Here is a 24,736-nt window from a genome sequence, read left to right as displayed (position 1 = left end):
AACTTTAAAAGGTTCATGCTAAGAGGTCTTGATAAGGTGGAAACGGAAATAGGGCTCATTGCAATGGCACATAACCTTAAAAAAGTGAGCTTGGCAATGTAGGAATCGCTTTGCCCCATTAAGCTAACCTCTAAAATTACCTGATCAACAAGGCAAGTTCAAAATAATATCAGAAAAACCGAAAAATAAAAGGTCGCCTAATTAGTTTTTAGACGACCTCTTTATTTGTTTAAGGGGAAGAATAAGCCTGAATGAACTAATCATGACCCATCCTAATTGGAGTAAACTTTATTTGGTACCATAATTATTCTTATGGTTAATCCTGCTTGGGTTATAAGGGAACGGCCTTCGGCAATACTATTAAGTCTGTTATAATGGAAAACAAGGGTTAAAAACATCGTTCACGAATGTCTCCCGCTAATAGGGTTACAGTTTGCTTTTATAGTTTTGAGGTACTTGTCATTTACAATAGCAGTACTGTGCAGGATACATTTGTCTACCTCATGGTTTAAATTTGTAAAGGTCCCCATTGGTTATAATTTGATTGCACTAACCCCATAAGAAAATAATCATGATGAGAAAGGCATTTAAAATGAAACTCTATCCTAACAGTATTAAAGCATATATGCAAAGACACAATCCAATATGGAAGGAGTTGGAAGAGGTGCTAAATATACATGGGGTTCACAATTACAGCATTTTTTTTGATAGTGAAAGCCATATATTGTTTGGTTATGCAGAATTGGAATCGGAAGAAAAGTGGAATGCCATAGCCAATACCCAAATATGTCAGGATTGGTGGGCACATATGGCAGACCTCATGGAGACCAATGAAGACAACAGTCCACTCTCGTCAGATTTAGATGAGGTCTTCCATTTGAAGTAAAGTTAAAAATAGGTTTGGCAAACAGGGAATATTGTTATGCCCTTGTCCATACCGTAATAAATGGACCACACCGGGCCTTAGGCCGGTATGGATGGAATTTTTGTTGCCAAGAAATAACCAAAAGAAAGGCATAGTATTATTTACCATTACTCTACAAGGTCTTCCCAAACTTAAAAGATTTGCTAACTTAGGGCTCTATTCAAATTCATAAGATAATTATAGCAAAATGAAAATAAACGACTCTTTCGATCCTGGCCTATATAAGGCCAATGATAAACGTTACGATACCATGCAATACCGTCGCTGTGGAAACAGTGGTATTCTTTTGCCCTTAATTTCGTTGGGGCTTTGGCATAATTTTGGCCATACCGACAATTTGGAGATGGGCCGCAATCTTTTGCGCTGTGCCTTCGATAATGGGATAACCCATTTTGATCTAGCCAATAACTATGGTCCCCCGTACGGCGCTGCTGAAGAAAATTTTGGACGCATTTTTAAAAAGGATTTTCAACCCTATCGGGACGAACTTATTATTTCCAGTAAAGCGGGTTGGGATATGTGGCCGGGACCCTATGGTAATTTTGGGTCACGCAAATATTTGATTGCCTCGGCCGATCAAAGTCTTCAAAGAATGGGACTGGATTATGTTGATATTTTTTACCACCATAGACCGGATCCGGACACACCTTTGGAAGAGACCATGGGAGCCTTGCATCATTTGGTACAAAGAGGGAAGGCGCTTTATGCGGGTATTTCCCAGTATCCTGCGGAACTTACGTCCAAGGCGGCGAAAATCATGAAGGACTTGGGCACGCCATTATTGATCCACCAACCTAGATATAATATGTTCGATCGTTGGGTGGAAGATGGATTGCTTGATGTGTTAAAAGAAGAGGGGATAGGCTCCATTGCATTCTCTCCATTGTCACAGGGCGTGTTGACCAAGAAATATCTAGAGGGTATTCCAAAAGATAGTAGGGCAAGCAAGGATGGCCGTTATTTGAAGGAAGACCAGATTACACCGGAAGTTTTGAACAAGGTAGGTCGACTCAATAAACTGGCAGGGAAGCGTGGCCAAAGCCTAGCCCAAATGGCCATTGCCTGGTTACTGAAAGATCCAAGGATTTCTACCGTTCTCGTTGGTGTGAGTAGAACAGAACAACTGCTGGATAATTTGGAAGCTCTCAAAAATATTAAATTTAGTGAAACAGAACTAAAGGAGATAGAAAGTATTTTGGGGTAATAGGGAATTTTTGTTTATTGGGTCTGTCTACATTGGATTGGGCCGAAGAACATATATTTTATTAGTGAAACTCAATTTTGAGAAGTCCGTAAGACGCACTTAAAATTGCAAGTTGAACTAATCCCGCCTTTTTCGGCGGGATCTCGGTTCAAGACCTCGACGCTAGGGTCGATTTCTATTATTGGGTTCAGGGCTTGCCTTTGTCGGCAGGATTGCTCTGAGGTTTAATACTTTTTATTAACTTGATCCCTGTAATTAAATTAGCACTGTTTATAATCAATGAAGCAACATATTGTTAAGATTTTGGAGGCACATTATATTACCCATGATGTAAAACGTTTTGTGGTGGAAAGACCTGCGGGTTATGATTTTATTCCGGGACAGGCAACCGAGGTCGCCATTAATCTGCCCGAGTGGAAAGACCAATCGAGGCCCTTTACCTTTACCTCCATAAGGGAGCATGGGTTCCTGGAATTCATGATCAAGATCTATAATGATCATGAAGGGGTGACCAAAATGTTGGGACGCACCCACGCCGGGGCGGAACTTATTCTTCATGAAGCCTTTGGGGCAATACAATATAAGGGGCCTGGTGTATTTATTGCCGGGGGAGCTGGCATTACCCCCTTTATATCCATATTTAGACATTTATATACCCATAAGAACCTACATGGCAATAAATTGATTTATTCCAATAAAACGTCGGAAGATGTTATTATGGAAGAAGAATTGCAAAAGATGCTGGATGGTAGTTTTATAAAAATATTTACCCGCGAAAATGTGGTGGGATTTAGGGGAAATAGGATAGATAGAAAATTCCTTATTGAAAATATAGTCGATTTTGGCCAGAACTTTTATTTATGTGGTCCTAAAAAATTTGTACAAAATATCACCGAACTACTATTGGATCTCGGCGCCACAGCGGAGACCGTCATCATTGAAAAATGATGGATTATTTCGCCGATATGGCAATTCATTTTAGAATCCATATTTATTGTTTGTTTTTGTGAAAGATACCTTGGATTATTTTTTAACATAGTGAGATGTACTCCATTACGGGCAACGGGAATTTACACCTGGAAAACATTTAATAAAAAAGTAAAAAGGCTATATTTAAATGCTTTTTTTATACGCACAAAACTTAAACCAATAAATATATTATGGATACCAGAAGGGATTTTTTAAAGAAGGCAAGTATGTTGGCCGGAGGAGTGGGCTTAACGGCAAGTCTGCCACCCTCCATTCAACGTGCCTTGGAAATTGACCCCGAAAATGGAACTACCTTTAAAGACGCCGAGCATGTGGTCTTTCTAATGCAGGAAAACCGTTCGTTTGATCACTGCTTTGGAACTTTGCAAGGAGTTAGGGGCTTTAATGATCCAAGGGCCATTTCATTGCCGAACAAAATACCTGTATGGCTACAAAGTAATAAGGACGGGGAAACCTATGTGCCATTCCGCTTGAACCTGAAGGAGACCCAGGCCACTTGGATGGGAGATTTACCCCATAATTGGGAAAGTCAGGTAGATGCCCGTAATAATGGAAAATACGACCAATGGCTCGTAGCCAAGAAGGCGGATAAGGAATACGGAAATATGCCACTTACCTTAGGCCATTATAACCGTGAAGACCTACCTTTCTATTATGCCTTGGCCGATGCCTTTACCGTATTTGATCAGCATTTTTGCTCGGCGCTCACAGGAACCACCACCAATAGAAGTTATTTTTGGACTGGTAAATCTTTCGATACAGAAGGCAATAGACCTTGCGTCCGAAATTCTGAGGTAAGCTATAATAGTGAGGCCAGTTGGAAAACCTATCCGGAAAGACTGGAAGAAAATGGCATTTCTTGGAGGGTTTATCAGAACGAGATCAGTTTGCCGACCGATGTGGAAGATGCATCCCTGTTGGCCAATTTTACCGATAACAACCTAGAGTGGTTCTCTCAATATAATGTTAGATATAGCTCCGGTTTTCAAAAATATATAAAAGGGAGGCTCAAGGAGTTGCCGTCGGAAATAGAGGTTTTGGAAAAGGGGTTGGACAAGCAAAAAGAGGAAAGGAAGGCCGAGCATTTAAAAGAATTGCAAAAAAAAAGACAGCAACTGGAACAAATCAAAGAGGTTCTTAAAACCTGGAATTCCAATGATTTTGAAAAACTTTCGGATTTTCAAAAAAACCTTCACCAGAAGGCCTTTACCACCAATATTGGAGATCCTGATTATCATAAGATAGAGGAACTTAGCTATAATGATAATAGTGTGCAGCGCACCTTAAAGGTACCCAAGGGAGATATCCTGCACCAATTTAGACAAGATGTGGACCAAGGGAAATTACCAACCGTTTCCTGGTTGGCGGCGCCTCAGAAATTTTCGGACCATCCGAGTGCTCCCTGGTACGGGGCATGGTATGTCTCCGAAGTACTGGACATCCTCACCAAAAATCCTGAGGTATGGAAGAAAACGATTTTTGTGCTAACCTATGACGAGAACGATGGGTATTTTGATCATATACCTCCTTTTGTAGCCCCCAATCCCAAGCATACCAAGAATTTCACCAAAGGGTTGGATACCTCGGAGGAGTATGCCACTTTGGAACAGGAGATGGCAAAAAAAGATATGGATCCGGAGGATCCTAGGGAAAGTCCAATGGGACTGGGGTATAGGGTTCCAATGGTAGTAGCCTCACCATGGAGTAAAGGCGGATGGGTCAACTCTGAGGTGTGCGACATAACTTCTACCTTAATGTTCTTGGAAGAGCTGATACAGAAAAAAACGGGCAAAGTTGTAAAGGAAACCAATATTAGTAGTTGGCGCAGGGCCATTAGTAGCAATTTAACCTCTGCCTTTAGGCCTTATAACGGGGAGCATTACACCATTCCCAAAGCTATAGAACGCAACCATTTTATGCAGGAGGTCTACAATGCCAGCTTTAAGGGATTACCCAATGACTTTAAGCCTCTGACCGGTGATGATATAGCCAATGCCAAAAGGGATCTTTATAAGAATTCGTTTATGCCACAACAGGAACCTGGAATTAGGGATTCCTGTGCATTGCCCTACGAGTTATACGTAGATGGACACTTGCATGCGGATAAAAACTCGTTTCGTATTCAGTTTAAGGCTGCCGACGCATTTTTTGGTGATTCGGCCAAGGGAGCACCTTTTAATGTATATGCCCCAGGAAACTATAAACAGGAATCTCCTAGTGGTGATTTGCAATTTTTGCCTGTACAAACATGGCCCTTTGCAGTAGGGAAGGGTGATAATCTGGATTATGAATGGCCTCTGGACCATTTTGAGGGCGGAGAATACCATTTAAGGGTATATGGTCCCAATGGTTTTTTTAGGGAATTTATGGGGGCTGTCTCCGATCCGGAATTGCAATTAAGTTGTGGTTATCAAAAAAAGAGGGGATTGATAAAAAAGTTATCGGGCAATATAGAGATTCAAATTACCAATACTTCCAAGAAAAAGGATATCGATATTATAGTGATAGACCATGCCTATGGTAATCCTGAACAAAAAATTCAGATCAAAAAGGGTACGGTAGGGACCATGGTGGTCAATAGTTCCAAAAGTTATGGATGGTATGATTTTTCGGTGCAGCTTGCAGAATATTCTGGTTTTGTAAGGAGATACGCAGGGAGGGTAGAAACTGGGAAAGCGTCCAAGAGCGATCCCTTTATGGGAAGAGTTGTTTCTTAGCTTACCTGTGATTTGTACTTAAGGTTTTAAAATAAAAATCCCATCCTGAATTTTAGGATGGGATTTTTTAATCAATTTCACTGTTTGTATAAATCTTCCTGTGGTTTTGCTCAGGAAATGATTTCCTTAATCTTATGTCTTAGTTTACAAGGTCAAATCTATCAAGATTCATCACCTTGGTCCAAGCGGCTACAAAATCCTTCACAAACTTGTCCCCTGAATCTTCGCAGGCATAAACTTCGGCAATGGCTCGTAATTCGGAATTGGATCCAAAAATAAGATCGGCACGGGTCCCGGTCCATTGACGTTGGCCTGTTTTGCGGCTATATCCCTCAAAGATGTTTTGGTCATCTGAAATGGCCTTCCAAGTGGTATCCATATCCAATAAATTTACAAAGAAATCGTTGGTCAAAGCACCAGGGCGTTTGGTGAAGACCCCGTGCTGGGACCCGTCAAAATTGGTGTTAAGAACCCGCATCCCGCCAAGGAGTACAGTCATTTCGGGAGCGGTCAAGGTCAATAATTGGGATTTGTCCACAAGTAATTCCTCCGCTGTTACCTCGTAAGTGTCCTTTACATAGTTTCTAAAACCATCGGCACGTGGTTCAAGGGGTTCAAAAGATTCCAGATCGGTTTGCTCCTGACTTGCGTCGGTACGACCAGGGGAAAAAGGAACCTTCACGATCTTTCCGGCATTCTTTGCAGCATTCTCTATAGCGGCGTTTCCTGCCAAAACAATAAGGTCTGCCAAGGAAACCCTTTTATTTCCGGATTGTGCGGCATTGAATTCTTTTTGTATGGCCTCCAACGTATTCAGAACTTGGGCCAATTGCTCGGGGTTGTTTACCCTCCAATTTCTTTGTGGCGCCAATCGCACACGTGCTCCATTGGCACCCCCTCGCTTGTCGGATCCCCTAAAAGTAGAGGCGGAGGCCCAGGCGGTAGAGGCCAATTGGGCAATGGAAAGGCCAGTTGCCAAAATTTTGGATTTCAGATCGGCCATATCCCTATCATTGATCAATTCATGATCTACGGCGGGTACAGGATCTTGCCAAATCAATTGTTCTTTGGGTACTTCTGGACCAAGATAACGTGATACTGGCCCCATATCGCGGTGAACCAATTTGAACCAGGCACGTGAATAGGCATCGGCAAACTCTTCAGGATTTTCCAAAAAATGCCTTGATATTTTCTCATAGGCCGGATCCATCCGCAGCGAAAGGTCCGTGGTCAACATAAAGGGAGCATGCTTTACCTCTGGATTGTGGGCATCAGGCACCGTACCGGCACCAGCATTGTTTTTAGGTTTCCATTGGTGTGCTCCAGCAGGACTCTTGGTCAGTTCCCATTCGTAGCCAAAAAGATTTTCAAAGAAGGTATTGCTCCATTTTGTGGGAGTATTGGTCCAGGCGCCTTCTATACCACTGGTAATGGTATCGGCACCCTTGCCGGTCCCGTAGTTGTTCTTCCATCCTAGGCCTTGCGCTTCAATACCTGCCGCTGCAGGCTCTGCTTCCACATATTTGGTAGGATCTGCGGCACCATGGGTTTTGCCAAAAGTGTGTCCCCCCGCTATAAGTGCTACTGTTTCATAATCGTTCATTGCCATACGACCAAATGTATCCCGTATATAATGTGCGGACTCAACAGGATCCGGATTGCCATTATGACCTTCCGGGTTTACATAAATCAATCCCATGTGGGCAGCTCCAAGAGGAGTTTCCAATTCCCCGTTTTCGGAATAACGTTCCTTGTTTCCCAGCCATTCCGTTTCCGAACCCCAATATACATCTTGTTCGGATTCCCATATATCCTCACGGCCTCCAGCGAAACCAAACATTTTTAATCCCATGGACTCGTGAGCACAATTTCCGGCCAATATCAATAGATCGGCCCACGATAACTTCTTGCCATATTTCTTTTTTACAGGCCATAGCAATAAACGCGCCTTGTCCAGGTTGGCATTGTCCGGCCAACTATTTAAGGGGGCAAAGCGTTGTGACCCGGAACCGGCACCACCACGACCATCTTGTATACGATAGGTTCCGGCACTATGCCAGGCCATACGGATAAAGAAAGGGCCATAATGGCCGTAATCTGCAGGCCACCAATCCTGACTTGTCGTCATTAATTTGTAGAGGTCGTTCTTTACTGCTGCCAGATCCAGCTTTTTAAACTCTTCGGCATAATTGAAATCGGGCTCCATAGGATCCACCAATGAAGAATTTTGACGCAGTATATTTAACTTTAATTGATTTGGCCACCATTCGCGGTTGCTGGTACCTCCACCCGCTACTTGATGCAATTCGCCATTTAAAAAAGGGCATTGTGCGCTTGACTCGTTTACATCCCATACTTTTCCGTTTGAGGATGGGCTTGAATGTGATTTATTTTCCATTTTATATAGTTTTATAGGTTTTGGATTAGTTCATCCTTAAATTTACAATAATTTTTTCTGATGGATTTTAAATATTCATCAATAAAACTTATAGGTGTTAGGGAAAACTTATGGCCCAATACAGGCAGGGCTTTAACTCCCTTGGTAGAATTTTACAATGGATAGATCAAATTAAGCTCAGATAGAAAATAATTTTTAGATGAAAATAAAAGATTTAATAACTTTAAATGTTACAGATTTATAATTCAATGTCAATTGTAATTGTCGTTCTAAGATTTATTAGTGAAACTCAATTTTGAGAAGTCAGTAAGACGCACTTAAAATTGCAAGTTGAACTAATCCCGCCTTTTTCGGCGGGATCTAGGTTCAATACCTGGACCCTAGGGTCGATTCCTATTATTGGGTTCGGGCCCTGCCCTGAGGTTTAATACCTTTTATTGCACCATAATGGATGGCAATAGTATGGAAGTACATGAAACGGCCTTTGTAACCTCTAGCTTCCGTGCAACGGATGTAAATCTAAGTAGGTGTCATGTGGTCTATTTTTGGATAATCCAAAGGAGGAAAAATGAATCGAAAAACAGCTGTTAAAGGTGTGCTCCGAAGAAATTTTTACCTCTTGCAGAAAGTAAATCCATGAACAATATTCAATGCTCAAAATATAAATTAAAATTAGGTGACTTATATTGATACCAATATTTAGACCATGACCAAATATGAATAAATTAAAGTTTCCAACAGCCCAGACCATTCTTATCCTTATCGCTGTAATGGTGGCCCTATTAACATGGCTTGTTCCTGCCGGCAAGTACGATAGTCTGGCATATGATGCCAAAGACAATAGTTTTACTAAAATAAGCATGGAAGAAAGTGTTGTTTTACCTGCAACACAGGCGACTTTGCAAGAGTTGGGCATTAAAATTCCAATAGAAAAATTCACCAATGGCGATATCTATAAACCTATTGGGATTCCCAATACCTATAAAGAAATGAAAGCTCAGCCCCAAGGTTTCGCCGCCTTGGTGCAATCACCCATTAAGGGGATCATAGCCGCGGCCGACATTATTTTTTTAATCCTTATAATAGGTGGGCTCATCGGCATTATGAACCTAACAGGTGCTTTCAATGCTGGAATTGCCTGGATGGCCAAAGTACTTAAGGGGAGGGAATATATTTTAATCATTGCTGTAACCGCGCTGATTGCCCTGGGGGGGACCACTTTTGGACTGGCAGAGGAAACCATGGCGTTCTATCCCATTTTAATCCCCGTATTCCTGGCGGCCAAATATGATGCTATGGTTGGTCTTGGTTGTGTGTTTCTGGGTTCAGGAATTGGTTCTATGTGTTCTACCGTAAATCCGTTTGCTACCATTATAGCTTCTGATGCCGCAGGAATAAATTGGACCACGGGACTCAATAATCGTATCATTATGCTGCTGCTATGTACCACCATCACCATTCTTTATATCCTTAGGTATGCCAAGCGTGTAAAGGACGATCCTTCCAAATCCCTTATTTATGATCAAAAGGAGCGTATGGAAAAGCTTTTCGGTATGGGGACAATGGATACCAATGTGAAATTCACCAACAGATTACGCCTCATCACCCTTGTGTTCTCCTTATCGTTCATTGTTATGATCATTGGAGTATCCCTTTTGGATTGGTGGTTCGTGGAAATGACGGCAACATTTTTGGTCGGGGCCATTGTCATTGGGTTTATTGCGAGAATTAAGGAAAGCGAATTTGTGGACGCCTTTGCCAAGGGAGCTGCCGATTTGCTTAGTGTGGCTTTTATTGTGGGGATTGCAAGGGGGGTAACCATCTTGATGGAAGACGGATTGATCAGTGATACGATTTTGTTTTATGCCAGTAACTTTACCGAAGGTATGCATAAAGGTGTATTCGCCAATGTAATGCTCTTTGTTTATGGAGGATTATCGTTTTTTATGCCATCTTCCTCAGGTATGGCGGTACTGACCATGCCTATTTTTTCGCCTTTGGCGGATACTGTAAATATAGGGAGGGAAATAATTGTGGACACGTATCAATACGGTATGGGCCTGTTTTATTTGATCAACCCAACAGGTTTGATCCTGGCCGCCCTGGCCATTGTACAAATAGGGTTTAATAAATGGATGAGGTTTGTAATTCCCCTTGTACTTGTATTGGTACTCACTACGATGATTTTATTGACCATTTCAGTGTATACCAATTAAATAAAAAAACCACGGATTTTTAAGATTACCCTTCAAGTTTTTACAAAAATCAAAGGGTAAATAATTAACTTTAATCGAGGATAATGGTTTGGCTGTACCTGCCAGTTATCAATTCCCCCGGAATTCTTAACTCCTACAAGAATGGTTGGAGTTGACGTAATGAAAAACCCTGCATTTGTGTAATGATTATATCGAAAAAAATAAAACAGCAATGGAAAAGACAAAAATAATGGTCCAAGTGACCATTTCCGATGGAGTGGATAAGGTTTGGGGGTATTACACCAAACCAGAACACATTGTAAAATGGAATTTTGCTTCGGACGATTGGCACTGTCCCTATGCCTCCAATGATATGCGGGTAGGCGGAAAATATTCGTCGAGGATGGAAGCCAAGGACGGCAGTTTTGGTTTCGATTTCGAGGCTGTTTATGATGAGGTGATGCCCAACAAACAGTTTGCCTATACCATGCTGGATGGGAGGCAGGCAAAGGTCACTTTCTACGAACTAAATCACAGGACAACTGTGAAGGTTAACTTTGATGCCGAAACCGAAAATTCCATTGAAAAGCAAAGAGGAGGTTGGCAGGCCATCCTTGATAATTTTAAAAAATATACGGAGTCCAATTAACTTAGGTGTAAATTGCTACTAGCGAGTAATTTAGGTTAGTACCCAGATCAATTTAACCTGGGTAGTATTGTACTATGGGATATCGGCTTAAATTAGAGCTAATAAAAAGATAATTGAGTAACTTTGCCATAGTAAAATATGAACAACAGAACCCACATATTATCAATACTTGTTTTTTTGCTGTTTCTTGCAACTAGCAATGTACGGGCTTGTAGTACTACTGTGGAGAAACCCAAATCTGAAAATTTGGATGCTTACAGCGTGGATACCCATACAGAAGATAAGTCGTGCTGCGACTCCGAAACGGATAAAGAGGATGAGGGTTGTAGAGGAACCTGTAACCATAATTTGTGCCACTGTCCTGTTGTGGTAAATACGCCTGTTTTTTTTAACGGATTCGAAGTGAAATTCTCAAATTTCAATACTGAATTGGAAAATAATTTGGCTTATATCCAACAAATTCCAAAATTAGTTTATCTCCCCATTTGGCAACGCCCCAAAATAGGTTAACTTTTTAGTAATAGCCATAGGTCTGTCTTAGTATTTCTGGTCAGGACCCATATTATATCTAGTATAATTAGTTTTTATAAATCGAAAAGGGATTCATGAATTCCTTTTCACAAAATATTAGTACGATGAAAAATTCAATAAACATATTGATGGTAATTTCCGTATTGCTATCTTTTATAGCAAGCAACGCCCAGACAAAAAATTTTAAATCAGCATCTGTAAAAATCTATGGAAACTGCGCCATGTGTGGGAAAGCTATAGAGAAAGCTGGTAATCTAAGCAATGAAGCCAATGTAGATTGGAACAAGGACACGAAAATGGCAATTATCTCCTTTGACAGTCTTGCCACTTCCAAAGAGGAAATAGTAAAAAGGATTGCATTGGCAGGATATGATAATGATATCTTTTTTGCTCCTGACGATACCTATGCCAACTTGCCGGAATGTTGCCAATATGAACGCGCCAAAAAAGATGCCCATAATAGGCAGATGCATAAGATGATAATGACAGGAGACCATATGCAACATGGAGCCATAGCCCAGGAGAATCAAAACAAAAATACGCTTGCAGCTGTTTTAGAACACTATTTTTCTGTTAAGGATGCCTTGGTAAACACAGATGGCTCCTTGGCTTCCAACAAAGCTGAAATACTTTTGAATTCTGTTTCAGGAGTGGAAATGGATAAACTTCCAATGGAGGTGCATATGGCTTGGATGAAGGTACTGCAAGATCTTAAGCAAGATATAGGAAATATTATGGCAACTAAGAACGCGGATAAACAACGGGTTTATTTTAAGTCCTTATCAAAAAACATGTTTGAGGTAATTAAGGTTTCAAAATCAGAAACACCGGTGTATTATCAATTTTGCCCTATGGCGGATGGTGGAAAAGGTGGCAGTTGGCTTAGTTTGGAGGAAGTCATCAAAAACCCATATTATGGCTCTCAAATGTTGAGTTGTGGGAAAATCGTGGAAACTATAAAATAGCATGGACATGACCTATAGCAAGTATTGTTTGGCTGTATTGATACTAATACTGTCCAACTTTTTTGGGCATGGCCAAAATGTAGTCAGATACGACTTAACCATAACGGACACCATTGTTAATTTTTCAGGCAAGGACAAAAGAGCTATCGCCGTTAATGGGCAGATTCCTATGCCAACCCTCACCTTTACCGAAGGGGATATTGCCGAAATTGTGGTACATAACAAACTTCGGAAAGGGACCTCTTTACATTGGCACGGAATATATCTGCCCAATAAGGAAGATGGGGTACCTTTTTTGACGCAAATGCCGATTGCACCGAACACCACCCACACCTATCGTTTTCCAATTATTCAAAATGGAACACATTGGTACCATAGTCATAGTGGAATGCAGGAGCAAATAGGAATGTACGGAGCTATGATTATAAAGAAAAAGGAAACGGATCCTAGGTTTAGAAAAGGTATAGACGACCTACCTGCAGTTCCTCTAATTTTGAGCGAATGGACCGATATTAAACCTGAAAATGTGCATAGAATGTTGCACAATGCCAATGATTGGGGTGGAATTAAAAAAGGTACCGTTCAGAGCTATTCAGAGGCAATAAAGAAGGGACATTTTAAAACTAAACTGGAAAATGAATGGAAGCGCATGCTGGCCATGGACGTTAGTGATGTGTATTATGATAAATTTCTTATCAATGGGAAGAATGAAAGCCAACTTTCCCAATTTAAAGCTGGGGACAAAGTACGGTTACGTATAGCGAATGGTGGGGCCTCGTCCTACTTTTGGCTCTCGTATGCAGGGGGCAAAATGACTGTTGTAGCAAATGATGGAAATGATGTGGAACCGGTAGAGGTGGACAGATTAATTATTGGTGTTTCAGAAACCTATGATGTTGTAGTTAGTATTCCTCAGGAAGATACGGCCTATGAATTCTTGGCCACCCCTGAGGACCGTACGAATTCGGCTTCAATATATTTGGGGAATGGTACTGTACAATTGAAAAGTAGAATGTCAAAACTCAAGTATTTTGAGGGAATGAAAATGATGAACGGGATGATGAATATGGACGGTTCCATGGATGATATGGGTATGGATATGTCCCTTCAGAAAATGGATATGAACACGGTGATGTATCCGGAGGTCACGGGTAGTGGCAATAGGAAAATGGACCATGCAAATCTTTCCATGAAACCCGATGTAGAATTGGTTACCCTAAATTATGGTATGTTGAAAGCACCACATCCTACCACCTTGCCCAAAGATGCCCCCGTAAGGGAATTGCGTTTTGAGCTTACTGGAAATATGAACCGTTATGTTTGGAGCATGGACAATAAAGTGCTTTCAGAAACTGATAAAATCCTGATAAAAAAAGGTGAAAATGTAAGGATAACCCTGTACAATGGATCCATGATGAGGCACCCCATGCACCTGCACGGGCATGATTTTAGGGTGCTGAACGGGCAGGAGGAATATGCACCCTTAAAAAATGTCTTGGATATTATGCCTATGGAAACAGACACCATAGAATTTCAGGCAAATGCAGAAGGGGATTGGTTTTTTCACTGCCATATACTTTATCATATGATGGCAGGAATGAATCGCGTTTTTTCCTATGAAAAGCAAACCTCCAATCCGTATCTACCCAATAAGGAATGGGCCTACAAAAAGTTGCAAGAGGAAAGTAACAAACTCCATTTTATGGTAGAAAACGACTTCGCATCCAACGGTAATGATGGTAGGGCCATGTTGCAAAATGCCCGTTGGAGTTTTGGAACGGAATGGCGTTTAGGCTATCATGATGACCATGGCTATGAAAGTGAAACCCATATTGGTAGATATATAGGAAAGAACCAATGGTTTATGCCATTTGTTGGGTTCGATTGGCGCTACCGGAAAACAAAGGGAATGGTTGAGAAAAACATTTTTGGTCAAGGAAATACTAAGGATACCAGGGCCGTAGCGAGTCTTGGAGTTGAATATACCTTACCTCTGTTGGTAACCTTACAAGGAGAAGTATTTACGGACGGGAATATACGTTTTCAACTGATGAGGGAGGATATTCCGGTTAGTCCTAGGTTACGATGGGCCTTTATGGTAAATACGGATAAGGAATATATGACAGGTTTTAAGTATATCGTAACACGCAATCTAGGAATTTCCACCCATTATGATAGTGATATGGGATTGGGATTCGGTGCTACCTTAAATTATTGAGTCAACAAATTGAATTACCAAAACTGGCTTTTGTCTTATAACATAGGTCAGTGGTTTAAATAACGAATACCAATGCCCTATTTTGAAATCATATAACAAAATAGGGCTTTTGCTATATGTGTTGCCTAAACGGAGATATTCTATGGAAGTAAACCCTTCAAAACCTAAACAGAAGATTGTATCTTTATGAGATGATCAAAGCAGATAAATTTCAGGAACTGGAAACGAACCGACTTCTCTTAAGGAGGTTGGAGGAGACGGACTGGGAGATGATCAGTTACTTGCGATCGGATAAGGTAGTAAATAAGTTTGTTAATAGACAGAGCGCAGAAACTAAGGAAAAGGCACTTGCCTTTATAGCCAAGACCAACACCGATATAAACAATGGACGATTGTACCAATGGTGCATTTCCCTGAAGAACAGTCCGGCAATGATTGGAAATATCTGTCTGTGGAATTTATCCCAAGATTATAAAACAGCGGAAATGGGATACGACCTAAGTCCCGAATTTCAAGGTTTAGGCCTCATGAATGAGGCTGTGATGAAAGTGTTGGACTTTGGGTTCAATAAATTGCATTTGGATAAAATTGAGGCTTTTACCAATTATAAAAATGAAAGTTCCAAAAAATTGTTGATCAAAAATCAATTTATTTGGAATGAAAAAAGGAAGGATCCAGATGATGGGGGGAATGTTATTTATGAGATTTATAAGGAGGATTGCCAACCTAACCCTTAGGAGGTAAATACTTCATTGGCCAATGGTCTTCCGTAAAATTGAATGGAACGGCTACAATGTTCTTACTTTAAGTATGCCAACGGTAAGAACGCAAAAGATTTTATATCTTACAGTACCGATATTAATAATAGTATTAAAATCCTTATTCCATGCAATATTCAAGAAATTCATTTTTAAAGGCATTAGGTCTTGGTGGCCTATTGGCCACTGGTTCAGTATTGACCGCTAGTCCATTCCGGGATATTTTGGGAATAACTAATATAGGTACGGAAGCAAGGGGCCTTACGCTGGGATTGGCATCCTATTCCACAAGAAAATTTAGTTTGGATGAAACCCTGGCAATGGCCAATCGTTTAAATCTTAAGCAGATTGCCCTAAAAAGTATGCATATGCCCTTGGAGAGTAGTGAGGAAGATATTAAAAATATAACTGCGAAATTTGAGAAGGCAGGAATAGGCCTTTATGGCGGAGGAGTCATTTACATGAAAACGGCCCAGGAAGTTGAAAATGCCTTTAGGTATGCCAAAGCGGCCAAAATGAAGGTAATCATAGGAGTGCCCAACCACGACTTATTGCCTTTGGTTGAAATGAAAGTTAAGGAGACCAATATTAAGTTGGCCATTCATAACCATGGCCCGGGTGATAAGGTGTACCCAACACCTGAGGTGGTTTACGATAAAATTAAAATGCTCGACCCACGTATTGGTCTGTGTATAGATGTGGGCCACGTACAAAGATTGGGACTGGATCCCGTGAAAAACATTGAAATGTACGCAGACCGCTTATATGATATCCACCTCAAGGATGTTGACAAGTCGGAGGCCGATGGGAAATCGGTTGAGTTTGGCAGAGGGGTTCTTGATATTCCAGCCGTATTGAACGCCTTGAAAGCGATCAACTATACGGGTGTTATGGCCATGGAATTTGAAAAGGATTCCGAGGATGTTTTTGCAGGCCTTGCAGAATGTGTAGGCTATGTAAATGGGGTTTTGGATGCCATAAAATAGGTAATGCAAAAATGGGTGTACTGCTAAGATGCCGTTTGCTATTTTTTTTAATCGTGTTTATTAGTGAAACTCAATTTTGAGAAGTCGGTAAGACGCACTTAAAATTGCAAGTTGAACTAATCCCGCCATTTTTGGCGGGATCTAGGTTCAATACCTCGACCCTAGGGTCGATTCCTATTATAGGGTTCATGGCCTGCCTTTGTCGGCAGACAGGCCTGTCTGCCGACAAAGGCAGGCCTGCGCTGAGGTTTAATACCTTTTATTTGGGGCCGATAGTATTCAGTCCCATACCTGGGATCGGGATGCCGTAATTGCTGAGATAACAACTTATCTGGAAGAACTAAAAGACTATAAGGTTCAATATTTTGTGAATGCCATTCCTGCCTATTTAGGTAGGGATGTTCTCCTCCTGGAAAAACTGGCAGTTAAAACAGGATTGAAGATTATTAGCAATACGGGGCTATATGGTGTACGCAATAATAAATTCCTTCCAAAATATGTTGAAAATATATACGCTGAAAATCTAGCGAAAAAGTGGATTGCCGCATTTGAAGACGGTATTGACGGTACCGGTATCAAACCAGGTTTTATCAAGATTGGGGTAGATACTACCCACCCTTTGGATACCCTGCATCAAAAATTGGTCATAGCAGCTGCGATAACTAGTTTAAAAACCGGATTGACCATTGCCTCCAATACAGGAAAGGCCATAGGGCTTTGGCCACAATTGGGGATCCTTACTAAAATGGGAGTTTCCCCAGCGTCTTTTATATGGGTACATGCCCAGGCAGAGGATAATAATAAAACTTATTTAAAGGCTGCGGCTTTGGGTTATTGGATAAGCCTGGACGGATTGGGTTGGGATGTGGAAAGACATTTGGAAAAGTTGGTTTATGCCAGGGATCATGGCATTTTGGATCGTATACTCATATTACACGACGCCGGGTGGTACGATCCCCAAAAGGAACAACAAAACATTGCCTCCTATACTAATATTTTCACCAAACTCCTACCAGCACTAAGGGGCCATGGCTTTACAGAGGATGAGATAACACTTTTGCTTTCGGATAATCCAGCAAAGGCTTATGGTCTGGTAATGAAGGGTTAATATTCAATTTCCAATTCCTCATATCGTACTTCCTCAATAATATTGGCTCTGTTGGAATCAACTTTAGGATTGTATAGGTCCTTGCTTATGGGGTGGGCCTTTATGGCCGCATCTTCCATATCATCTTCCATTACATTACGTATTTCTTCTTCATTGAGGTCGTTGTTCAACCATGCATCCACATCCTCATCCCTTAAGATAATAGGCCTCCTATTTTTGGTATTGTGAATTTTCTTGAAGAGGGGAGTGGCCGCCTTCGTCAGGATAGTAAAGGTGTTGTAGCCATCTTTGGTGGTGGTATAAAGTCCGGCCAGGCTCATAAGGGCTTCATTTTTTAATTCAAAATAAAAAGGAACCTTAAACTTTTTGGGAGCCGTGTGAGGTTCGTAAAATCCGTTTACGGGTATTATGCATCGTTTGGTCATGGCACTGAATCTATAGATAAAATGATCAAAAATCTTTTCGGATTGGGCGTTGAGTCCGGCTCCAAACCTGGCGCCCTCCTTATAATATTTTTTATAATCGGCCCCCATAGTGTTCTGTGGCATAATACCCCACATGGATGGCGTAATGTGATTTCTACTTTCTTGTGGAAGGATCCATAATAGCGGATGCGCCCATCCATTGGCATGGTGATAGGAAAGCTCCCCCTCAATTGGGGTTTTACCCATTAATTTGGAAACATTGTAAAATTTCTCCACCTCCTTGGCAGAGGTGGTTACCCTAGTACCGAAACACATTTGAATAATTTTATCCTAAATTAAGAATTTAACTTTTTTGGTCCGACTTCAAAATCTAAAATTTGTAATTTTGGAAAATATCCATAAAATAGGATTATTTCCAATAAATGAAAAATATTGTATACAGAAATCATGATCGATATGCCATTAAGCGCCTTTTAATGGAGATAGGTGCACACCAATTGAACAAGGAATGTGAGTTGATGAAACTTCCTTTTCCAAAACGCCTTGGTCTCTTTTATATAGAAAGTTCCGATGATTGTGTGTACCTGGTGTACAAGTATTATGATGGGATAAGAAAGATCATGAAATTGGATCGTTACGAACTACCGGAAGCTGGATGGGAACGGGTTTCTTTGGAATAAATTTTAATAGGAGATGGGGTGTATTGAGCATTGGGTGGTGAGAGGTAGAAAAAGGGAGATTGGAATCTGGATACCTGAGTCTGGAATCATGGTTACTGGCTGCAATTACATTGCCTCTCGGCATGATGCCTGTTCGTTTGCGTCTGTTTGCCGGAAGCCAATTGGACCAAGGAGGATCATCATATTGGGAAGGGGGTAGCTATGAACAGCTATAAACCCAATTGCAATACGTCCAAGTCTCCTGTAGTTGTCTTGTTATGGTTGAACTACTAATGGAAATAGGGAATATTATCTTTATATAACTCCATCCATAACTATAAGTTGAACTTATTTTAACCGTTAAAGTGGAAAACTATGATAATTTGATATCATTATAATTTATGAAAATCGTAGTTTTACAGTCATGGCCTAAAATTATAAAATTTGATTTGGTATAATTTATATAACCGTTTTAAGCGAATCAAAAGAGTAAAGGATAAGTCACGTCGCGAACTGGAAAATCAGATTGCCGAACTTCAAAAACAAAATGAAATCCTTAAATCGCTTTTGGCCTTTCAAAGTGAAGAGGGAAAGGATGAAAATGAGAAATATGCCAATACCATTCTCAACAATATGGGGGATGCCGTATTTGTAAAGGACAAGGGGAGTAGGTTAGTCTTGGTCAACGATGCTTTTTGCAATCTGTTCAACCTTCCAAGAACCAAAATAATAGGAAAGACACTAGCCGAAAGTGTTCCTCCGAATGAGAGGGAGAGTTTTTTGCGAATAGATAAGCAGGTACTTACGGATGGTGTAGATAATATAAATGAGGAGTCGCTAACCATAAGTAAGGGCCACAAGAAAATTATTTCAACGAGGAAGTCGAGATTTGTAGATGAAGACGGAGAGAAGTTTTTGGTTGGGGTAATACGCGATATTACCGAACGGATAAAGGCAGAGGAAGATTTGAAGGAGAGTGAAATTCAATTGAGGGAACTAAATGCTACAAAAGACAAATTGTTTTCTATCATTGCCCACGATTTAAGAAGTCCGTTTAATAATATCCTGGTGTTGTGCGGTATCTTGAAGTCACAGTTATCAAAATCGCAAGATTCGAACGCTCTAGTGCCTTTGGGACTGATACATACTACTGCCAAAAATACCTTGGTTCTACTTGAAAATTTATTGGATTGGGCAAAATCCCAATCCGGTCAAATCAGTTTTAAATCAGAAAAAACAAGTGTATCTGCTGTTATCCATGAAATATTGGAACTCTCAACATCCTTGGCCCAGACGAAAGACCTTTACATAGAGGTAAACGCAGCAGATGAAATTGAAGTGAATTCCGATAAAAAAATATTGAAGACTGTCATTAGAAACCTTATTTCCAATGCCATTAAATATAGTAGGCCAGGCGGCAAAATAAGGGTTTCTGCAATAGAGCAGGAAGATTACGTTAAGATTGTAGTTTCCGATTCAGGTGTTGGGATGGATGAAAAAACCCTTAAGAATTTGTTCGGTATAGCTACCAATACCTCCTTGCCGGGGACCCTCAACGAAAAAGGCTCGGGTTTTGGATTGGTATTGTGCAAGGAATTTATTGAAAAGCTAGGGGGTAAGATATGGGTTGAAAGCGAGGAAGGTAAAGGAAGCGATTTTATATTTACAATACCTCGTAATTGATTATCTATTAAATGTACTGGTTGGAATAGGATGTGGGGTAGTTACTTTTTCTTTTAAAGAAATACAACATAGAAGAAGCCTATACACTTTACTGAAATTGTAAATGCATAGGCCTCTTATTATACAACGGTACAGGGAGTGTTCTATTGTAGCCAAGGAATGCCTGCTACCTGTTGGTCTTCTCCATTATTCTTTACCGAAAGGCGCAAGGGGTCATTCTTCCTGATTAATTAACATCCAATAAAAGTACACTTCAATTATCCATTTTTACAATTTTGGAATCAGAGGAAAGTTTTTTATGTGCAATGGTGGCATTGCCCTTATAGGATAACACACTGTTTCCGCTGGCATCGATCCAAATAGAGTTGTTTGCCGTTAGATAGGCATTGCTATTACCGGAAAGATTAATTTTTAAGCTGTCAACACTTAGGTCGTAATCTGATAGTTCACAGTTACCACCTAGATCCATGTCCATATTTTTTACACTGCCCAAGAGTTCTATCATACAGTTTCCTTTGGATACAAGGTCAAGCTTTTCTGCTGTCAAGGTCCCGGAAAAGAAACTATTTCCACTTAGGTACATTTTTATGTTATCTGTTTCCAAGGGCTCTTCAAGTTCCAATGTGGTATTTCCCTTAATGGTAAAATTGTTGATACTTTTGGTGGTAATAAACACATTTAAGGTTTCCTTTCCTTTGATTCTTCGAACCTTGTCCAGCTTCACCGTTAACTTATTGCTTTCCTTGTTTAACAAGATATATTCGTGAAGGTTATCGTTGGCCTCGACCCGCAATTTCTCTTCAGTATCCGAGAAGCTTATATAGATATTAAAGTTATCGTTAACCTCTAAGGAAGTGTAGCCAGAGAATTCATGGTCCTTGGAAGTTACATCCTCTGAAACGGTTATAGTATCCTTTTCGCAGGAAATTGATAATATGGTAAATGCAATGAGAAAATTTATTTTAAATGACGTTGCCATTCCCTTATTTGTTTAGTTATTTGTGAGCCGTTAATAGTAGATAGATGAGGAAAATAGTATAGATGACGTATATACATCTTCTGTAAAATTCAATACTTGGATTTTTCATTATTTATTTTTTAGAGATTTTTTAAACTATCGTGTTTTTTATCAATGGTTTGCCGTAAAGCGTCTTAAGGCCGACCATTGACTTCTTTTTCCATATTTAATTTGTGAGAAAAAAGCGTGTTTCTTGGATTCTGAGGGAATTCTTCGGTAATTATCAAAAGCTTTCATAACTATATTTTTTATAATCAATAATGATGACAAAGGTCGGTTGAAGATCAACAGTCCACAATCGCATAATCATGTGGAAGTTAATAGGTTCCCCTTTGCCCATAGGGCCATTAATCACATCTTTGACGAGTATTCCATTTTACAACCCAAGGTTAAAAGTTATAATGATATGCCCACTGTAATTTACTAGGGCAGGGAAATGTCTCCAAGACTTAGGTCTTCAAAAAGGTTTACCATATTAAAATCAGGGTTTATGGAGGTGTTGCGGTTTTCAAAGGCAATTCCGTAGCCATGGCCATGTGCAATCGTGGAATTTTTAAGGGTTAAATTGGCCATATAATCCCCGTCTAGGCCAATACTCGCTATTTTGGAAACCCCGGGCATTTCGGTTTTTCCGGCATAGAGTACCTCCGTATGGTCCATTAGGTTTTTGGCACTGTCCGATTGGATTCGGATCCCGTTCCAAAATCCTTTGCTTGCATTGGCCCCGGTAAAGACAATCTTTTTATTTGCGATACCCTGGGCAATTAAATAGCCATTGGGAAACACTCCAAACATCTTATCTTCGGCAAATTTGAAAATGGCACCAGGAAGTATTTTTAAACCGGATTGAACTCCTAAATTACCGCTCACCAAATAGCTGGCACCAAAGTGCAAGGCTGGCCAAACAGTCTCGCTACCATCTGGATTGAACAGGGTAGACCCAATAATTTCAACGCCATTATGACCGTTGCCCATAAACTCCATTCCCGCTCCATCCCTTAATTTCTTTACCTGATTCGCGGACATGGACATGGCGGGACCTTGATTATCATGAAACTTAACAAAGTCTATGTGTACAAGTTCGGCTCCGTTTTCAACATAAATACCATTGCCACCGCTTGCCACAATTTTGGAGCTGAACACTTTTAGCTTAGCCTCATTGGCCCCTGCCATTCCAATAGCTGTCCTGTTCTGAAACCCGTCCATTACCTCACTTCCTGCATGGTATATTTCCACATTGTCCAATTCATTTCTCATGTCGTCGGACATTATGGAAATACCTTTCCAATATCCTCCGTCCGTGGCTTCCTTACCACGGAATTTAATTGGGTGTTGATTGCTTCCAAGGGCCACCATATAGCCCCTTTTGGTGATATTTATCTCCGAATCCCTATCCATGTACAGTTCCAGACCTTCCAAGATCCTAAGGCCGGAAACAACCTCTATTTTTCCTTCTACGATATATTTAAGGTCAACCGTACTATCGTACAAATTGCTCCAAACAGTTTCTTCGGTATTATAGATTCGGTCACCAATGACCTCGATAATATTTACTTCATTGTTGTGTATTTGGGACAGGGCCGATACCACTCCCAGTTGTGAGGCAGGTACTCTAATAATTTTGTTGTTGTCCCTGTACACATTAAAGGATTCGGTGTTCCATTTGGCCCCAACTTCTACGGCCATGGCATAGGAAGCACTGTGTTGGATAATGGAGGATACCAAATTAAGGTGTCCGGGCCCCTCATTGTCGATACCCAAGCTAGTAGCAACTTCCATTCCTTGGGCAATAGCTCCGCCCCCGTATTCAATGGTTGTTCTGTCCAATTTATTCAACGGGTTATTGGAATTGATAATTAAGCCCTTCCAATACCCTGGAACCTTGTTCTTACCAGTAAAGGTGATAAATGAACTGGCGGCTGCGGTTGTGATAATGGCCCCTGGATTGTCTATATACATTGCCGTGTTTTCCTCAAAGGCAATGACCACGTTCGGATCAATGGTGAGCAATGCCGTTACATGGATATCGCCAGTTACCAAATAATCAAATTTATTGGGGTCGTCAAAAACGTTTGCCAAATGGCGACGTTCCGTAATATTTTCTGAAATGAGTATGGTTTCTTGTACAGGTGGGGTGTTCTGCTTCTTTACCAAGACCACCAATGCATCCGTATCATAAAATCCGTCATTGAAAATTTTTAGCTCCACAGAATAGTTCCCGGCCTTATCAGGAGTAAATTTTGGCTGGGCCGTGGTTTCTTCCGTCAATTCGGTTAAACTTCCACTCGGTTTGGCTTTAAGGCTCCATAGGTATTGAAAGGGTTTTCCGGCTTTGTCCAGGGACTTGGAACCGTTGAGGATTACAGCCTGACCAGTAAAGATGTCCCCTTGATTTTCAATAGAGGCATCTGCCTCCAAAGTGTTCTTAGGAATTTCAGAATGATCATCATCGGAACATCCAATGAACATTAAGAAGAGGATTGAAAGAGTAAAAAGTTTTGTTTTCATTGCCTGATATTGAGTTTTAGTTTCAAATTTTTTCAGGACAAAGGAAGTGCGCTACCCCGGTTCTTACAATCGCATAAGTATGTGAAATCCGAGGATTTTTAAATGGTTTGGAAGCAAATATGTTATAGCAATTTATCCTTAAAGGCCTTGGCAACGGCTTCGCTTTTGCTGTTTACGTGTAGCTTTTCGTATATTTTTTTGATATGTGATCTAACAGTGTCAATTGCTATATAAAGTTCCGAAGCAATCATTTTATAGCTGTAGCCATCCACCAGAAGTTGCAAGACTTCTGTTTCCCTTTCACTTAAGCAATAGTCCTGATTCTTGGTCTGGGGTATTACTTGGAACATTTTTAACACTTGTGTAGCGATAGAGGAAGTCATGGGAGCTCCACCCAAGGTGGCATCTTGTATATATTCCAATAATTTTGCCGGTGGGGTTTTTTTGAGCAAGTATCCATTGGCCCCGTTCCTAAGTGCCTCGAAAACATTCTTATTGTCGTCAAAGACGGTAAGCATCAATACTTTGACCTCGGTGTTAACCTCCCTTATTTTCCTTAATCCTTCCAGACCATCGGTACCAGGCATATTGATATCCATCAAAATAACATCGGGCGACCATTTTTCCATTTCCGCGGCTACATTATTGCAATTCCTGTACGATGCCAAAACGGAAAATCCATCACTGCCATTGATCAACATGGTAAGCCCTTCCCGAAATTGGGGGTTATCCTCATATATTACTATCCTAATCATAATTGTGCTTTTTGTAAAATTAGACAGGAAATCCATAGGGGAAA

General features: G+C 40.6%; 20 protein-coding genes. 15 read left to right on the top strand and 5 right to left on the bottom strand.

Annotated features, from left to right (window positions below):
* Window positions 1-15 precede the first annotated feature (15 nt).
* The 5 genes from C7972_RS10230 (at window position 16) to C7972_RS10210 (ending at window position 5,836) form a co-directional block, all read left to right on the top strand.
* On the top strand, window positions 16-102 hold the full coding sequence (locus tag C7972_RS10230) for a hypothetical protein (protein ID WP_258364821.1): 87 nt from the start codon (window positions 16-18) through the stop codon (window positions 100-102).
* 469 nt (window positions 103-571) lie between these two features.
* A complete protein-coding gene (gene rhaM / locus C7972_RS10225) occupies window positions 572-886 on the top strand; it encodes an L-rhamnose mutarotase (protein WP_110356057.1) in 315 nt (104 codons plus the stop codon).
* Between the two features lie 226 nt (window positions 887-1,112).
* Complete coding sequence (mgrA, locus tag C7972_RS10220) at window positions 1,113-2,129, top strand: L-glyceraldehyde 3-phosphate reductase (RefSeq protein WP_110356056.1); 1,017 nt, start codon at window positions 1,113-1,115, stop codon at window positions 2,127-2,129.
* A 279-nt stretch (window positions 2,130-2,408) separates the two neighbouring features.
* A complete protein-coding gene (locus C7972_RS10215) occupies window positions 2,409-3,077 on the top strand; it encodes an FAD-binding oxidoreductase (protein WP_110356055.1) in 669 nt (222 codons plus the stop codon).
* A 212-nt stretch (window positions 3,078-3,289) separates the two neighbouring features.
* Window positions 3,290-5,836 carry a phosphocholine-specific phospholipase C gene (locus tag C7972_RS10210; protein WP_110356054.1) on the top strand — a complete coding sequence of 849 codons (2,547 nt, stop codon included), beginning with the start codon at window positions 3,290-3,292 and terminating at the stop codon, window positions 5,834-5,836.
* Between the two features lie 139 nt (window positions 5,837-5,975).
* On the opposite strand, the gene katG is transcribed toward C7972_RS10210, so the two are convergent.
* Window positions 5,976-8,234 carry a catalase/peroxidase HPI gene (gene katG / locus C7972_RS10205; RefSeq protein WP_110356053.1) on the bottom strand — a complete coding sequence of 753 codons (2,259 nt, stop codon included), beginning with the start codon at window positions 8,232-8,234 and terminating at the stop codon, window positions 5,976-5,978.
* 716 nt (window positions 8,235-8,950) lie between these two features.
* Here katG and C7972_RS10195 point away from each other — a divergent pair.
* The 8 genes from C7972_RS10195 (at window position 8,951) to C7972_RS10160 (ending at window position 17,644) form a co-directional block, all read left to right on the top strand.
* Complete coding sequence (locus C7972_RS10195) at window positions 8,951-10,450, top strand: YfcC family protein (RefSeq protein WP_110356051.1); 1,500 nt, start codon at window positions 8,951-8,953, stop codon at window positions 10,448-10,450.
* A 211-nt stretch (window positions 10,451-10,661) separates the two neighbouring features.
* Window positions 10,662-11,078 carry an SRPBCC family protein gene (locus tag C7972_RS10190; protein ID WP_110356050.1) on the top strand — a complete coding sequence of 139 codons (417 nt, stop codon included), beginning with the start codon at window positions 10,662-10,664 and terminating at the stop codon, window positions 11,076-11,078.
* 138 nt (window positions 11,079-11,216) lie between these two features.
* A complete protein-coding gene (locus tag C7972_RS10185) occupies window positions 11,217-11,588 on the top strand; it encodes a hypothetical protein (RefSeq protein ID WP_110356049.1) in 372 nt (123 codons plus the stop codon).
* A gap of 125 nt (window positions 11,589-11,713) precedes the next feature.
* Window positions 11,714-12,574, top strand: coding sequence for a DUF3347 domain-containing protein (locus tag C7972_RS10180; RefSeq protein ID WP_181422854.1), 861 nt, complete (start codon window positions 11,714-11,716; stop codon window positions 12,572-12,574).
* A gap of 7 nt (window positions 12,575-12,581) precedes the next feature.
* On the top strand, window positions 12,582-14,792 hold the full coding sequence (locus C7972_RS10175; RefSeq protein ID WP_258364816.1) for a multicopper oxidase family protein: 2,211 nt from the start codon (window positions 12,582-12,584) through the stop codon (window positions 14,790-14,792).
* 191 nt (window positions 14,793-14,983) lie between these two features.
* Window positions 14,984-15,529 carry a GNAT family N-acetyltransferase gene (locus C7972_RS10170; protein ID WP_110356047.1) on the top strand — a complete coding sequence of 182 codons (546 nt, stop codon included), beginning with the start codon at window positions 14,984-14,986 and terminating at the stop codon, window positions 15,527-15,529.
* 149 nt (window positions 15,530-15,678) lie between these two features.
* Window positions 15,679-16,536, top strand: a complete 858-nt coding sequence (locus C7972_RS10165) for a sugar phosphate isomerase/epimerase (protein ID WP_110356046.1) — start codon at window positions 15,679-15,681, stop codon at window positions 16,534-16,536.
* 277 nt (window positions 16,537-16,813) lie between these two features.
* The gene (locus C7972_RS10160; protein ID WP_110356045.1) at window positions 16,814-17,644 is read left to right on the top strand and encodes a phosphotriesterase; all 831 of its coding nucleotides are present in this window, start codon (window positions 16,814-16,816) and stop codon (window positions 17,642-17,644) included.
* Here the strand turns inward: C7972_RS10160 and C7972_RS10155 are convergent.
* Complete coding sequence (locus C7972_RS10155; protein WP_110356044.1) at window positions 17,641-18,384, bottom strand: SOS response-associated peptidase; 744 nt, start codon at window positions 18,382-18,384, stop codon at window positions 17,641-17,643. The two genes, C7972_RS10160 and C7972_RS10155, sit on opposite strands and share 4 nt — an antisense overlap.
* 107 nt (window positions 18,385-18,491) lie before the next feature.
* Between C7972_RS10155 and C7972_RS10150 the strand changes: the two genes are divergently transcribed.
* Together C7972_RS10150 and C7972_RS10145 are read left to right on the top strand one after the other, a co-directional pair.
* Window positions 18,492-18,749: a hypothetical protein gene (locus C7972_RS10150; protein WP_110356043.1), complete on the top strand. Its 258-nt coding sequence runs from the start codon at window positions 18,492-18,494 to the stop codon at window positions 18,747-18,749.
* A 423-nt stretch (window positions 18,750-19,172) separates the two neighbouring features.
* A complete protein-coding gene (locus C7972_RS10145) occupies window positions 19,173-20,411 on the top strand; it encodes a PAS domain-containing sensor histidine kinase (protein ID WP_258364815.1) in 1,239 nt (412 codons plus the stop codon).
* A gap of 253 nt (window positions 20,412-20,664) precedes the next feature.
* Here C7972_RS10145 and C7972_RS10140 read toward each other — a convergent pair whose 3' ends face one another.
* From C7972_RS10140 to C7972_RS10130, 3 genes are all read right to left on the bottom strand, one after another.
* On the bottom strand, window positions 20,665-21,390 hold the full coding sequence (locus tag C7972_RS10140; protein WP_110356042.1) for a head GIN domain-containing protein: 726 nt from the start codon (window positions 21,388-21,390) through the stop codon (window positions 20,665-20,667).
* A gap of 462 nt (window positions 21,391-21,852) precedes the next feature.
* Window positions 21,853-23,937 carry a hypothetical protein gene (locus tag C7972_RS10135; protein WP_146216302.1) on the bottom strand — a complete coding sequence of 695 codons (2,085 nt, stop codon included), beginning with the start codon at window positions 23,935-23,937 and terminating at the stop codon, window positions 21,853-21,855.
* A gap of 122 nt (window positions 23,938-24,059) precedes the next feature.
* Window positions 24,060-24,692 (bottom strand): response regulator transcription factor, encoded by a 633-nt coding sequence (locus C7972_RS10130; RefSeq protein WP_110356086.1) that lies wholly within the window; start codon window positions 24,690-24,692, stop codon window positions 24,060-24,062.
* Window positions 24,693-24,736 lie beyond the last annotated feature (44 nt).

Source organism: Arenibacter sp. ARW7G5Y1, assembly GCF_003201775.1.
GTDB lineage: Bacteria > Bacteroidota > Bacteroidia > Flavobacteriales > Flavobacteriaceae > Arenibacter.
Note: the sequence above shows the minus strand (reverse complement) of the source record. Positions and strands in the feature narration are given on the sequence as shown.